The 14,720-nt window shown below is 55.3% G+C and carries 9 protein-coding genes and 1 tRNA gene; 7 read left to right on the top strand and 3 right to left on the bottom strand.

Translation table 11 applies throughout. The features are described 5' to 3' along the window. Positions 1-359: 359 nt before the first annotated feature. A complete protein-coding gene (locus CIT39_RS02590) occupies positions 360-3,791 on the top strand; it encodes an adenylate/guanylate cyclase domain-containing protein (RefSeq protein ID WP_094973609.1) in 3,432 nt (1,143 codons plus the stop codon). A 1,028-nt stretch (positions 3,792-4,819) separates the two neighbouring features. Then, a complete protein-coding gene (locus tag CIT39_RS02585; RefSeq protein ID WP_148667354.1) occupies positions 4,820-5,104 on the top strand; it encodes a hypothetical protein in 285 nt (94 codons plus the stop codon). A 1,179-nt stretch (positions 5,105-6,283) separates the two neighbouring features. Here CIT39_RS02585 and CIT39_RS02580 read toward each other — a convergent pair. Then, complete coding sequence (locus CIT39_RS02580; RefSeq protein WP_094973610.1) at positions 6,284-6,472, bottom strand: hypothetical protein; 189 nt, start codon at positions 6,470-6,472, stop codon at positions 6,284-6,286. Positions 6,473-6,539: 67 nt separating this feature from the next. Next, positions 6,540-6,615: transfer RNA gene (locus CIT39_RS02575), tRNA-Thr, on the bottom strand. A gap of 1,559 nt (positions 6,616-8,174) precedes the next feature. On the opposite strand from CIT39_RS02575, the gene CIT39_RS02570 reads away from it, so the two are divergent. The 3 genes from CIT39_RS02570 to CIT39_RS02560 all read left to right on the top strand — a co-directional run bounded on the left by CIT39_RS02570 (position 8,175) and on the right by CIT39_RS02560 (position 11,124). Further along, complete coding sequence (locus CIT39_RS02570; RefSeq protein ID WP_148667353.1) at positions 8,175-8,999, top strand: DUF6345 domain-containing protein; 825 nt, start codon at positions 8,175-8,177, stop codon at positions 8,997-8,999. A 12-nt stretch (positions 9,000-9,011) separates the two neighbouring features. Further along, entirely contained in the window at positions 9,012-10,115 is a 1,104-nt protein-coding gene (locus CIT39_RS02565; RefSeq protein ID WP_094973612.1) for a hypothetical protein, read from the top strand. Positions 10,116-10,875: 760 nt separating this feature from the next. Beyond that, the gene (locus tag CIT39_RS02560) at positions 10,876-11,124 is read left to right on the top strand and encodes a hypothetical protein (protein WP_094973614.1); all 249 of its coding nucleotides are present in this window, start codon (positions 10,876-10,878) and stop codon (positions 11,122-11,124) included. A gap of 22 nt (positions 11,125-11,146) precedes the next feature. Here CIT39_RS02560 and CIT39_RS02555 read toward each other — a convergent pair whose 3' ends face one another. Continuing rightward, positions 11,147-11,368 (bottom strand): hypothetical protein, encoded by a 222-nt coding sequence (locus CIT39_RS02555; RefSeq protein WP_094973615.1) that lies wholly within the window; start codon positions 11,366-11,368, stop codon positions 11,147-11,149. Positions 11,369-12,027: 659 nt separating this feature from the next. On the opposite strand from CIT39_RS02555, the gene CIT39_RS33135 reads away from it, so the two are divergent. Beyond that, the gene (locus CIT39_RS33135) at positions 12,028-12,183 is read left to right on the top strand and encodes a helix-turn-helix domain-containing protein (RefSeq protein ID WP_109853928.1); all 156 of its coding nucleotides are present in this window, start codon (positions 12,028-12,030) and stop codon (positions 12,181-12,183) included. An 891-nt stretch (positions 12,184-13,074) separates the two neighbouring features. After that, complete coding sequence (locus CIT39_RS02550) at positions 13,075-14,574, top strand: adenylate/guanylate cyclase domain-containing protein (protein ID WP_094973616.1); 1,500 nt, start codon at positions 13,075-13,077, stop codon at positions 14,572-14,574. Positions 14,575-14,720 lie beyond the last annotated feature (146 nt).

The following is a 14,720-nucleotide window of genomic DNA, read 5'->3' as shown; positions in this document are numbered from 1 at the left end:
CCTCCATATTGGTCAAGTGAGTGCGACAACTGGGGCAGCTTATGGTTGCTCCGCGTCGAAATCAAGAGCGAGTTAATGTGCTCAAAATTGATATCAGAGACCTTGGCGGCGCAGGGAATGAGTTTCTTGTCGCGGAACTTCAGCAAAGCGCGGTTGCCTAACGCTCAGCTTGCAGTCCCGAGCGAGCTTCATTTCTAGCCATTTCGGCCGCAAAACGAGCGACTAACTGCGCGAGAAAAGTAGGACGGCGCGCCCGCGGGAAGGCCACAACGACCATTTCAACACGTTTCAGCGCTGAAAATGTGTGATAACTTAAGGATGCAAACCCCATCTCCCCTATCAGGATAGGGAGTTCGTCTGTGACGAGAACAACCACAGAATTGACGGAGTGGTTGGCCAAGTGCGGGCTAGGCAGATACGCTGAAACCTTTGTCGAAAACCACGTCGACTACTCCGTTTTGCCTGATCTGACCGAGAATGATCTCATAAACCTTGGAGTTTCTATCGGACATCGCAAGACGCTACTGAGGGCGATCGAAGCACTGACAACAGCGCGCCAGGTTAGCGGAAGCCTAATTGCCCCTAGTCCTCCCACAGAGGCAACTGCTTCCACGCAGCACGGCGTACCGGAACGACAGGACCATGAGACTGAAAGAGAGCATCGCCAGGCTGAACGCCGCCAAATAACGGTGATGTTCTGCGACTTGGTCGGGTCGACACAACTCTCGGAGAAGCTGGACCCTGAGGATCTTCAGGTACTTATTGATGCCTATCGCGAAGCATGCATCACAGCGATCAAGCGCTACCAAGGACATGTGGCCAGATACTTCGGCGATGGTGTGATGGCCTTCTTCGGCTGGCCCTCCGCACACGAACACGACGCTATCCGTGCCGTGCACGCAGGTCTTGAGATCGTTGCTGCAGTCCCGAAGATTTCAGGACAAGTCATTCTGGCTTCTAGGGCCGGCATCAGTTCGGGCCCCGTCGTCGTCGGCGAAATCACGGGCGCTAGCAGCGCGATGTTAACCGATTGGATGGATGCAGTCGGCGAACCGCCAAATATTGCGGCGCGCTTGCAGACACTCGCCGCGCCCAACACCCTAGTCATCTCGGAATCGACAAAACGGCTAGTGTCGGCAGCATTTGAACTTCATGACCTTGAGCTCCAAAGACTCAAAGGCGTAACTAAGCCTCTTCACGTCTACCGAGTTATCGCTCCAACGCACGCGGGAAGTCGTTTTGAAGCTGCACATGTGGGGGCTCTTACTCCACTTATCGGACGTTCGACCGAACTGAACCTGCTCCTTGACAGATGGCAAAAGGCCAAAGAAGGCGACGGGCAGATTGTGTTGCTCTCGGGTATCCCGGGGGTCGGAAAGTCGCGCCTCATCCACGAATTGAAGTCGAACATCCAGCACGAACCGTGCTGTGTTTTACAGTATCAATGCTCACCTTTTCACAGCCAGAGCGCGTTCTATCCAATCATCGAACATATAGAACAGGCAGCCAGCCTGATAACGAACGATTCGGATTCAGATAAACTAGAAAAAATAAAGGAGTACCTGCCGAGTTCGACTGATGACACGATCGAAGCAACTCTTCTGATCGCCAACTTGCTGTCAATTACCAGCGCAAATCAACATGAAGTGGCGACACTCACGCCACAACAGATAAAGAATAGGACCATAAGCAAGCTAGTTGACATAGTCCTCGCGTTTTCCGCTCAACGACCCACGCTATGCATTTTCGAAGATGTGCACTGGATAGATCCGTCCACGCTTGAGTTGCTGGAGCTTACCATAAATCGGATCAATCGCGCCCGCGTCCTGCTTATTGTCTCACACCGGCCCGAGTTCCGGCCGGCATGGTTTACTGATGCGAACGTGACGGTTCACTCCCTCACTCGATTGTCGCGTGCCGAAGTAGCCGGAATGATCAGAGACCTCGTGATGGGCCAGCGCATTCCTCAAGACATTCTCGACCAGATTGTCGAAAAGGCTGATGGCATACCGCTGTTCATCGAAGAACTAACAAACAGCATCGTGAGAACGCTGACAGGAACTGGATCAGAAGACGACCGTCTTAAACAAACCGTACAACCGGTGACAAGTGTACCGGACACGCTCCACGATGCATTGATGGAACGCCTGGATCGTGTCGACCAAGGTCGGAGATTGGCGCAAATCGCTGCCGTGATCGGTCGGGAGTTCTCTTATGATCTTTTATCAGTTGCACTGCAAATCGATGAGAGCGACCTGCGTCGGTCCCTCGCACGTCTCGAGCAGGCTGACATCATCTATCGGGTCGGCGTTTCGCCTTTTATCCGTTTCGCGTTCAAACATGCCTTGCTACGAGATGCAATCTACAACTCCTTGCTTAGGAGTACGAGACGGCAGAGTCATGCGAATATCGCTGCGGTTCTGGTGAACCACTTTTGTGAGCTGGTCGAAAACCGACCAGAAATTCTGGCCTATCACTATTCTGAAGCCGGCAACTACGAGCTCGCTATGCGCTGTTGGTACAAGTCGGGACAGCGCGCACTCGCCCACTCCGCCAACGTCGAAGCGATTTCTCATTTTCGAAAGGCCTTGGAGGCTCTTAGCGGTTTGCCGGATACGACCGAACGTTGCAAGCAAGAAATCGAGATTCAGCTGGCGCTCGGTATCCCGCTCATCGCCGTACGGGGATATCCGGCCGAAGAAACGCTGGAGGCGTTTGCACGGGCCCGGGCTCTGTGCCTGAAGCTTGACGGGCCGCCTGAATATTTTCAGGCCCTATTCGGAATGTGGGGACATTCTTGGATGGGGGGCAAACTTGATGATGCGCTAAATATGGCCAATGAGTTTCTATCGCGAGCGCGGATGTCTGCCGATGCCGTTCCGCTGATGGTGGCGCATCGTGTAATGGGAAGTACGCTTTTGTGTAGGGGAGAATTTCAGTCCTCCAGGCAGCACTTTGAGGAGTCGATTGCGCTCTCAAAGCGCAAAGGCAAGCGATCACTGTACAACCTCTATATGGTGGACCCCCAGGCGGCCTCACTACTCCTCTTGTCTTGGGATTTGTGGTTCCTTGGTTATCGAGATCAGTCCTTATCGCGCGTTCTCGAGGCTCTCCAGCTGGGGCAAGAGCTTGCACACCCCTACACCATCGCATTTGCCCACTACATGACGTCTGCCGTGCACCTCTTTCGCGGAGAACCCGATCAATCCCTTGCGCACGCTGAGAAAAGCCTCGAAATATCAAGTGAACAGAGGTTCTCCCTGTATGCCCTTCTGTCCCAGATTTCGCGAGGTTGCGCACTTGGTCGCCTCGGAAAAGTCGAGGAAGCTAAGATCGATATCGGACTGGGACTCGCCAAAGCTCGTGAACAAGGCGTCGGTTATATGCTCCCAATGATGAATAGCTGGTTGGCCGAAATGCATGCTCGAGGTGGCGAGCACACCGCGGCGCTAGCTATTATCGATCAACTATTGGCAGAGTCGAGCGATGCGAGAGGCAGAGCGTGGGATGCCGAATTGCATCGTCAAAAGGCCGACATACTTTTAGCGCTCGACGCGTCAGACGTTGGCGGCGCCGAGTCGAATTTAAAGCAGGCAATTGAGGTGGCGCGACGTCAAAGCGCAAAATCTTTCGAATTGCGAGCGACTGTTAACCTGGCGGAGCTATGGCGAGCGCAAGGTCGGCTTGAAGAGGCACGGTACCTGATTGAAACTAACCACCAATGGCTCAATGAAGGCTTGAATACCGAGGACGTCAGGCGCGCACACAATATTCTATTTGGTCTCTCTTGAGTTCGTATAGCGGAAGTAAAGCTACGATTCGCGTATGCGTTGTTATGGAATGGCGGGCCGGTCCAGCCAGACCTTGCCCCGAGCCCAGTCGCAGTGGTTGCATACTACAGCAGGAGCCGACAAGCCGCAGCCCCTCAAGAAACATCCGCCTGGCAGAGGTTTTGCGATGCGCCGCGGGAGCACTACGATAAACCTGCTTTCTACGATACAATACAGACTCAAACACTAGTGCTATTGCGAGCAGCAAGAGCGCTGCCATGATCTGGATGCTGTTGCTGTTTAACGGCGGAACGATCCCGAAAAACATCTAGTCAGACAGAATGTCCATCGCATAGCCCAACGGGATAACGCGAGAAAGCCAATACAAAACTCGCTCACTGGCTTGGATCTTCGCGATCATTCCCGACAATAGAACTAGCAGGATCAAATAGCCGGAAGCAATCAGGTATCCGCTGTAGTTGACCAGAACGCTGTCCACCCAGGCGAGTAAACGTGGATGTCCGCACTTTACAGGAAAATTAGGCCGCGCTTTAAGGCGGCGACAACGGCAGTTATTCGGTTCGTAGCGCCAATTTTGTCACTTGCCATGCTTTGGGAGTGCGCATGGGTTCAGGGGAACGGCGGAGCAATCTCACCCCGTAAGCTGACCGAGCTCGACCCGGATGATGTTCGGGCTCGTTGCATCGACGTTACGTTCTTGCCGTCGCTTACCTTCGACAAGGTTGAGGACGAGCTGAAATAGGTCCTCAGAGTGAAACGCAGATTGCTTGGGTTCGAAGGCCCTGCAACTTGCCGAACGCGACTAATGCCGCTGGTCGCGTTCGACCAATGTGATGCCGTGATCTTAGTGCAGAGCGCTCAAAGTTCATCCTGGGCTGTGGAAACATGGGCATCATGAGAAGTCAGAGGAAGAGCTTCACAAGATCTTGCCTTACATTGACCTAGACTATCGCAGTTCAGAAGTGCCGAAGCGCTGGTCGTGGCAGCAGAGGCCATGAATCAAAGCTCCTCGACGCGTCGCCGCAGCAATGCTGATCAAGGCTGTCGCCACCTTACGAGGCCGCAACGTCGAGGAGCATCAGGATTGGCTGGTCGAGCGGAGCCGCGAAGGTAAGGCTTTGGAAGAGCTTCAAGACCATTCCGGCTGGGAACACATTGATGCTTTGCTTTACACCAATCAACAACGCTGCCAGCAATCAACAACGCTGCCAGCCGTTCCAGTTACGAAGACGGCGTCCTCCGGCTCGATCATTGCAGTGCCCGATGTGTTTAGCCAGCAAGGTGGCGGCAATAGTTACCGCGGCCACGATTAGCAGCAGACGAACCAAAGTCATTCTCGCTAATGCTTACCGGCCCAGCGGAGCTGGCGGATCGCTCGGCTTGCCTGTGTTTGCAGGCACGCACATGAAAAGGCCCGGATAGGTCATGTCAGGCTTTGGACCGACTTGAACTCTCTGGATCGCCTCGGTGCAGCTTTTGATGTCTGGAAAATTTCCGACATGGAGCGGATCTGCCGTGACGACGTTCGATGCCCCAATACTAACGAAAATCAACCAGACTACGGGATGAAGCTCCATGTACCTTGTCCTTTTGAACGATCTGATCACCGGGACGCGTCGCGACCATTCAAGGCGACCTCCAAGCCGCTTGCCGATCATCCTCGCCGCAATGCGGCAACGGCGGGCGGCTGCTCGGTAAACTGCCGGTCGCGCTTGGTTTCAAGAAAGCTGCGTCAGCAAAAGGGCCGAAACGTTATCGAAATTTGGCGAAGCTCTTTGTAGGTGCGCTGCACAGCCCTGTTGAATGGGGACCTTTAGCGAGTCGTTGACATTGTGTTGCCAGAGTCGAAGCCCACTCAAGCGGTCTTGACGAGGGTCTATGGCCAAAACAATACAGATCAACATTGCGCTGCGGGGAATGATCATCTACACGGCAGTCAAAGTAGCGTAGATTTGATTTTGAGGCCGGCCCCATCCGGTGACCGCGCGTAGCATGTTCCACAGGAACTACACGAGCGCGCTTACCCAGCCCAGCATTGCTACAACGCATGAAACGACCCACGCGATGCCGGTTGGCGAAAGGCGGAGACCACCTCGCTTTTGATCGCCCGATGCATCCACTTGGCTCAGTTCGTCCTCGCGCCTTCGAGTACTCTCATTTGTCTCGGGTAGGCCCGAAAGGTTCATTGAATGTCCCCAGCATAGCCGGTTGAATGAAGCGGAGGTCCAAAACTCCTCAGACCATTCTCACGGATGACGGCTATATTTTGGAGCAGTCGTCTTGTTAAACCACTTGCGTGGCAATCCTAAATGGTAGCCCCGCGCACGGAGTTGCTCCGCCGTTTTCATTAATGACTTAGCTATATCGTCGATTTCGGCGCCTGATTCAACTAACGACCGAAATTGCTCATCCTCAGATCTTGACCAGCGCATGGACTTTATCTTTTTTCCTAATTGAGAGAAGGCAAACCGTGAAACGCCTCGGTGCTCGCGCTACGGCCAATCGATTGGCAGCGCATGCAGTTGCCGGCGATCAATCTCCTCGCGTAGATCCTCGGCTCGCCGTTTGGCCGTTTCACCCAAGAAGTGGTAGCGACCATTGCTGATGTCGGTGGCTACCTGCTGCCTGATATTCTCATAAAGACGAAGAACGCTGGCATCGCTCAGTTTTTCAAAACTCATACTGACAAACCGTCTCGAACACTCGACGAACTGAATCGACCCGCGCCGGCGTCAAAGGGAAAATAAGTGGTGCCGGTTGAGAGGAATTGAACCTCCGACCTCCGCCATACAGGGACGGCGCTCTACCACTGAGCTAAACCGGCGCTGAAAGATCAGAGGAGCCAGCTATGCTTGCGCGCTGGTCTAATCCGAGCAATCTCTCTTTCAAGACGGCGTTGCCTATTAGCGATGATCGTGAGGCGTTTCTTGATCGCCTCAATGGAATTCCACTGGCAATCACTGTGCGTCTGAGCCGAGTCGCTCATGATGTCCTCGCAATCGGATTAAAAATAGGCCGCAATGCAAATGACGCTTGTCGGGCCGGCCGGTAAAAATCCTGAAATTAATCTAGGCTGCCGGCTCCGTATCTCCACCGTGCGCGAACGAACCGGGAGAAGCAACCTAGCCCTTAGATTAACGTACGTTATGGGGTAGCGTTAGCATGTGCATATTTCGAGCATAGCGCTCGACCTCACTGTGACGCGATCGGAGAGAATACAGCACGTCTGTGAGTTCTCTATGTTCCAGTAATTTTCTGGCTAGCGAGCGAAACTTGCCTGATCATGGTGCGTCTAATGAGAGAGAGGCTAGATTTATGAAGCTGCCCTTTTTCTCGCATCGTCCGAAGTTGTCGGATGACGAACTAAAGAAAACGATGGATGAGCTACGGAGACTGCGCGCTGAAGTCGCCGTGATGGAGCTTGAGTCCGAGCTTCATCGGTCCAATGTGCGAGTGCTGCGGCCCAGAGGGATTGTCGGCCCCCGAATTGATCGGCCCGGAAAATTGTCCGGACAAGATCAGTGAAATCGTTCGCTTCCGGTTTAGTTCCGAGGATACGAAGGCCGCAGCGGGGGAACCGCTGCGGCCTCATTGTCAAAAAACTCCGGGTGAAAAAGATCTAAGTGAAATATGCAGCCAGCCCCGGTGAGCAGCAACCTACAGCAGCTCTGCCGCAGAGCAATGTCATCTAGGCCACACTTGCAAACGTATCTAATTCGGAACCAGTGAGGGAAGGCCCGCCGGGAATGGCTGCGTTGCGGGCCATCCCCAAGCACAGAGCCGCGTATGTCCCCACGGCACCGTCCCGAGAAAATAATATTTTGAAACAACACGAATTGACCTGCTCCGTCGGTGGGAACTGACGGAGAGACATTCCGGCCCTCCCGCCCGACCGAAGAGCGCGTCGCGCCCCAACGACGTAAACAGTGTCTGAGTAGATCTCTCCAACGCGCCGCCGCTCGCCTCGCCTTTCCGCTTATGCGGCTAAATGCGGCGCCGACAGTTGGGTCAGCCGCGGGCATCGCGGGCGCCGATGCTTTGCGTTTTGCGTATCGGTACGTAAGCACTTTTTGCAGGGAGCCAGGTTCGGCAATTCTCGTCCCCACGCGCAGATTGATGACCGGCTTCGGCACGGCGCCGAAGAGGCGCGGCGGGTCTGATATTCCGTCCATCGATACGTAAGACTGGCTTACAGGAATTCGCAATCAAGATTGTCTAGCCATTTACGATTCCTCTACAGTGTGAACTCAGTCACTAGCCTGCTTTTGGACAGAGGATAGGCTTCAGCCTAACCGCCAGGCGATCCCAGTGTCATCGAAGGGATGATCCGACAGATAGACTCCACCATCATTTTTTCGCTTACGGAAGCTCCAGGAGGGTTCGATGCAAACCAGCATTTCGGTTCAGCCGATGCTAAATCGATGTTCTCTAATTGTAATACTGATTTCAATGATTCTTATCCCGGGCTCTACCGCCTCAGCGCGTCCTTTTCACCCCGCGACAGAAGTGGGCGTCCGGTGCCAACAGGAATATCAGAACAATTGGCAGACTGACGTTGGAAACAGCGACGTGTGGCGACGCTGCGGTAATTTCATGAGCCAAATAGGCCAGACGGACAACGTCAGATTCTACTTCAATCTGCATGGCGCCAAACAACCTCTGGAGAAAGCCAATGATGGTTGCGGTCAGAGCTGCGGTGGCGCGGATTCAGTTGACATTCTCTACATGAACACTCATTCGGGCGTTAATAGCTCCACCGCCTTTTGGGCGATGTGGGATCAAGGTAGCAATGCAGTCACCTCGAACATGCGGCTGGGCGATAGCAGTCGACAGCTAATGGTGCTTGCCACCTTTTCCTGCTCGACGCTGCAAACCAGCGATGGAGCAGCCGCTGTCCTTTCTCGCTGGCTCGGCACCTTCGCTGGTGGCTTGGTGATGACAGTCGGCGCGCACAACCTTCTCTACTCCGGCAATGACCAATCCGCCACCGAGTTCGCCAGTCGCATGCAGGATGGAGAGCCCATCTCCCAAGCTTGGCTCGAATCAACTTGGTACGCCGATAATGACAATGCCCCGACCGCGATGGCCACTGGCGCCAACGCTAACGACTGTTGGAACAGGATGAGGGTGTCTCTGCCCACCCTTTTTGGCACCCCCGTGCTTCGCGATTCGCAAATCGGATTTGTTTGCTGGAGCAGCTGGAATTGAGGAGAACAGGCAATGCGCTATCAATTCGCATCGGCGGCCCTTGTGCTCAACATTCTCCTTGCAGTCTCCGGCGCTTCACCGGCAAGCGCTGAGGCCACAGGCCGCGCACAGGAGAATGCTCGGCGCTCCCTCGCCACGGCGCTCGGAGAGCGGACTGTTCCGATTCTTTCAAGGCAAAGTGTTCGGACGCCCGAGAGCGCGCTATCGATACTGACCGAGTCCCTCAAGAAGGTCGACCAGTCCTTTTCCGTCGATCGAGCGAGCAGAGAGCGGCAGCGAGGCCGCCTTCTAGTTTCGACAAACGACTGGAGGCTGACTATCTTTGGCGACGGAAGTGCCGCTGAGTTCGTCAATCTCACCGCGACGAGCAAGGCGCATGAGAACAGGCTTGAGCCGGGCCGCAAGATGTCGACCGAAACTTTACAAGCCATGGGACGCGACTTCATAGCCCGGTACCTGGCGGATACGATCGTGTTGGGGCCTGCGGAGAGACTGGAGGCTGAGCTGGTTTCGGCGCGCATGGAAGGCGGCGTGGCGGCGGACGGCACTTCCTCCTATTCGGCTGTCGTTGCCAACAGAATCGTTTTCACCAGGGAGATCGATGGAATACCGGTGGTCGGGGCGGGCTCAAAGGTAACGATTACGTTTCTCAATGATGGAGGCGTCGAGTCGTTTCGCTATGATTGGCCGCAATATGTCGCCACTAGTAGGATGCAAGCTACCGTCGACGCCTCTGAAATTCTGAACAGGGTGAGCCGAACAATTGGCCTGCGCGCTCAGACCCTGCAGAGAGAAGGTGAACAGTCGACTTTGTCACCTGAACAGTCTAGACGCGGCAAGACCACGCTGCAGCGGCTTGCCTGCGGCTACTATGACGCAGGCATAATGGCTCGTGACCCCGACGCACCGGTCCAAACTGGCTGTTACTATCATCTAGTTGAAACGCGCGGTGAAGGCGAGTTCGTCACCAAAGCGGCGCGATCCGGGGCTGTCCCGGCGGGACAGCGCGTCGAAATCGATCCTCGATGGCCCGAGGTTGCACGGATGCTCGGAGTAGATGGCTCCGCTGCACCAGACGCCACCGAACGTCCCGTACCCCCGCGAGAGCGTCAATAGATCACGCCAAGTCACCAACCACAGGGGGCTTGCACGTCACTCTTTGGCTGGCCCGTGTCGAGTGTGGCTCGTCGTTCTGACATATGTGCCTGTACTAACGACCAAGGCCCCCGACCGAGAGGGTGGCTCCTCCTCCCTTGCTGCGAAGGCACCGCTACGCACAACGAGGACGACTTCGCGACGGCATCAAGCACCACCACGCGCGCGGGCGAAAGTAGTCCCGCGCTAGTGTGACTTGGGTCGCTTCACGACGCTTGACGGCTTCGTTGAGTGGCCGCGCGCGAGGATTGCTTCAACGCTTTGCAGCGTTCGACCGAATTCAAACCGCAAACGTTGCATATGCGCGGCATCTCTCGGCTCCGATAGAAATGAGATTTTCACGAGGAAGCGGTTCAGGATTGCTGTGAGAGGAAGATTGTCGGAGTGCTTCGATCGCAATACCCTGATCTGTTCTCGTATCTCCATAAGATCCAGCGGATCATCGGTCGGTTCATTCGTCACGACGAAGCTCTTACTATCCGCAGTAGAAAACGCGCCGGCGCACCATGTCGAACTCGCACTCGCAAAGCCGGACGCGGACAATGTCAGACGCCAAGCTACGATATTAGATGCCGACGGCAATCAAACTCGGGAGTTAAGCTTGATCCTAACTCTGGAAGTTAATTCTGGAACCCGGCAGGGCATTGCTTGGCACTCCGTTTGCTTAGTCAAGACCAAAGGCCACTTCCCGTGGAGTGGCTGTTTCAGGTTGAGGCAAACGATGCAAGAAGTGTCCCGTTCCGGTATCACCGGGGAACTGCAGCTCAGCGCGCTCATCGCCGATCTGTGGTGGCGCGTTGATCTAATGAACTCCGATATCCTCGAAGAGGAAGCCAAGGCAGGCGTGTTCGACGTGCAGAAGCCAATCTATCCGCTTCTTGCGCTAAATCTTCGCGCCCGGCGCGACAACCTCCTGTCGACCATCTATGCTCTTGAGCGGCGTGCGAAGCTTGGGCAGGTGGCGGCGTAACACCTCACCGAGGGCGGCACTCCTACCGTTGAGGATCGCCAATGTCGAATGCGCCTAGACGATATTCTTCGCCTATCGACTGCTCGTCCGCCATCTGGGTGATCAGCGTGAACGTCGCGTTGGGATAGCGCGTCCATACTTCGATGTCTTCTGACGTGACGGTTAGATAGCCAAAGAAGTACCTGTATCGTCCGGGCTCCGTCACGCGATCGACCTTGTCCCAATTGATCTTGTTGACGCGCATCTCTCTCAATCAACGGAAGCGCGCTCACCGACGGGCGAGCGGGACTCCACATGCCTAGCGCGCTTGATCAGTCACGAGCGCAATCACAAGCTTATTTGCGAATGATTTCCACCGGGTTACTGCTACGCAATCGGCGAGCGAGGTCGCTTAGCTTATGGTTCTCTGTGAATCGGGCGCCGGCTTGAGCTCTTGGTGGCCGCTTCAATCAGCGCTCGTTCCTCTCGGACGGTTAGGACCACTTTTTTGCATCGAGCCCGAAACCGTTTGCAGGTCGGCGACCACCCTGCGGCGATGCGCCAGCAAATCTGTCAGAGCGCAGCTTCGTGCTGCATTATTGTAGTAAGTACGAATGCTAGCAATCTTTCTTAAATGGATGCGAGGCATTCTTAGGTGGCATGGACCACGAGGATGTATCGGCCTGGTTGCTGCCTGCTCTTAGACGAAGTTACGCGCGTCGAGCAGCATGGATGACGCGCGGAAATCGCGCGCCGGAGCCCACCCGGTTGCCGGCGCCGCCACGCATATAGTCGCCCGCGCGATTTCCGGACCCGCCGCGCCGGCCGGCGCTGCCACGCGTTTAAGCATTGGTAGGGCTTCGCGGATGACGAACAGGCGCTCCTTGACGCGTCCATGGTTGTCGGAAGGAAGAGGCGAGACTACTGGCGCTTCTTGACGGGGGCGCCACGGCTGACGAGATCGGAGAAGAGCTGGGCCGCACGCGTCAGGCGGTCTATGCCCGGCTGCAGCGCTTTCAGAAACAGCGGGAGCGAACGAGCAGGACGAGCGGAGAGTTCTTTGCTCAGTTGCCGGAGTGATCGAGTGCGGCTCTTGGCGGAAGCACCATCAGACAACGAGCAAGCTTATGGAGTGGCATAGAGCTTTCTTTGCCACCTCGGTGATGCTCCTCCGCCAATGTTCGTCTCGTATTCTATTCTTCCTCAGCTGCTTGACTCAGACACCGTAAGCGCGACCGATCTGCTTTGTCATCAAGATCGCAGCTGCGGTATAGCGGCCATTTGACCAATAGTGATCGCATATCGTCAAGCAGAGGAGTGCCAAAAGCCCGATCAGTATTCCCTTGCACATAGCGGACTTCCCCGATGAGGAGACTGCTAACCGAGCAGGTGAGATCGAAATGAAAACGGGTCTGGGGACCCGCGGCGGTGCGACTGAAATGAATTCAGCATCGGCGAGAACCTGTAATTTCCGGTTAACTCGTTTCAGACCTACGCATCCCCAGGGCTGCGCTTGCCGTCAGACTGTCGATTAGCTGCAAAGTTGACCCCTCATCGGCGTCCAATTTCTGCAGGCCCAATGATACGCGGTTTTCTTCCGCGCCCTTCAAACGGCTTTGTTGACCAATTGACGAATGTCCCTCCGAGCCAAGCTAATAGGGATCCAGCTGATCTGGCGATCAACGCTGACGGAATGGGTGACCCCGTTTCATAGCGTAGCGCGGACAGCCCGCTCTAGACCCAACTCTAGGACCGCGCTGCACCGCTCACATGGACATGATGGACGAAGACCGGGCACTACTTATTCGATGAAAGTGCCGCATTGCTGGATGATACAGGCCAATAGAGCTGACTTTTCTTATCCGGCTCGGTTCGACTAAAATCAGTTGGACAGACCGCGTCGATTGTCGCGTGGCTAGTCGAATGGCCGACTAACAGCATTGCCGGCATGGAGCGAGGTATCATACTGGAATGCAAGGGTCATCCCCAGTCAACGAAGGCCTCCTGAATCAGCGTCTCTTAGAACTCGGGTCGATAGCGAGCTGGGCCCCTCAGACCCTTTCGGATCTCGAAGGTTTTATTCGCACCTCCGGCGACTATGATCTCTTTCGCGTCAATCCTATCCAATACGCGACTGCCAACCGCCTAAGTGACGCTGAAGGAATCGAGCTGTTCGTCCACGCCGCTAAGGTTGGCCTATTCGAGATGCAGTGGCTGCTCATCTGCGCCTATTGCCCGCAGGTTGCCGGCACTTTTCGTGAGCTAGACCAGGTTCATCCACGTTTCCAATGCGAGTTCTGCAACGCCCTCAATGAGGCGGCGCTTGATGACTACATCCAAGTCACCTTTACCGTCTCGAATTTGGTTCGGGACATCCTATATCGTCATCCGGAGTTGCTGGCCGTCCAAGACTACTATCTCCGTTACAACTTCTCCAAGGACTTCAAGCCCCCGCACGGAATGACACACGAGCAACTCGTTGCGGCACTCTCGCGGGGATTTGCCGATCTCGAGGCAGGTCAGCGGTTGGACTTTGAATTCGACGTAACAGCCGGCCGTTTCGAGGTGCTCGATCTTAGCCACAAGCTTCTTCTGGTTTTCTTCGCGAACGGTGAACCGGCGGAACGCCAAGAAACGCTGGTCCAGCTCGAATCGGGCCGGTTCGTAGTTGCTGATCGCCCCACTCGGCCGAGAAATATGATCCTTGGCGACGGACGCTTTGCGTTTCGACAGACGGCCGATCTTAGCCCAGGCAAACACATCATCCACATTGAGAACCGTACCAACGATCGAGGCCGCTTCTGGTTTCTCCAGTATCCTTCCCAGTTCCAGCCCCATCTGGTCGAGTATGAGCCTTTTCTTTCCGGCAAGCGATTATTGCTCACCCCCTGCTTCGGCGAACTCTATAAGACCCAACTGGTGGATGAGCGCGATAGTCTAGCCGTTTCCGACATCACTTATCTATTCACTGATCTAAAGGATTCGACTCCGCTATATGAAAGCATCGGCGATGTGAACGCCTACTTTCTCGTTCGTCAGCACTTCGACATCTTGAATAAGATCATTAAGAAGCGGTCTGGCACGATCGTGAAGACGATCGGTGATGCAGTCATGGCTGGCTTCGAGCGTCCACAGGATGCCGTTCTTGCATCCGTCGAGATGATCGAAGAGCTGTCGCGATTCAACAAAACCGCTTCGCAGCCGCTCGGCCTCAAGATCGGCGTGCACAGAGGCAGGGCCATAGCCGTAAGACTCAACGATCGGATCGACTATTTCGGACAGGACGTGAATATCGCCGCCCGTGTGCAAGGGCTAGCCGGTGTCGACGAAATATGCCTGACAGAAACGGTGATGGAGGCTCCCGGAGTCATGGACATCGTCAAAGGATACTCGGCATCGCGCGACTACCAAAACTTGAAAGGCATCGGCCAAAAAATGGAAATATACCGGATCAAAATTCCTTCGGCGTAGAGAAAACGGCCGCACGCGTCCCGCCCAGCGCCAGACCGTCTGTCGACTGGCGGCTTAGGCGCTCAATTCGCGCTGGCGCAGTGCTTTCCTGTGTACTCCGGCGGACGACGCCAGCAGGCATCAGCGCGTCCGCGCCCCCAACGTGC

Source organism: Bradyrhizobium symbiodeficiens, assembly GCF_002266465.3.
Taxonomy (GTDB): domain Bacteria; phylum Pseudomonadota; class Alphaproteobacteria; order Rhizobiales; family Xanthobacteraceae; genus Bradyrhizobium; species Bradyrhizobium symbiodeficiens.
Note: the sequence above shows the minus strand (reverse complement) of the source record. Positions and strands in the feature narration are given on the sequence as shown.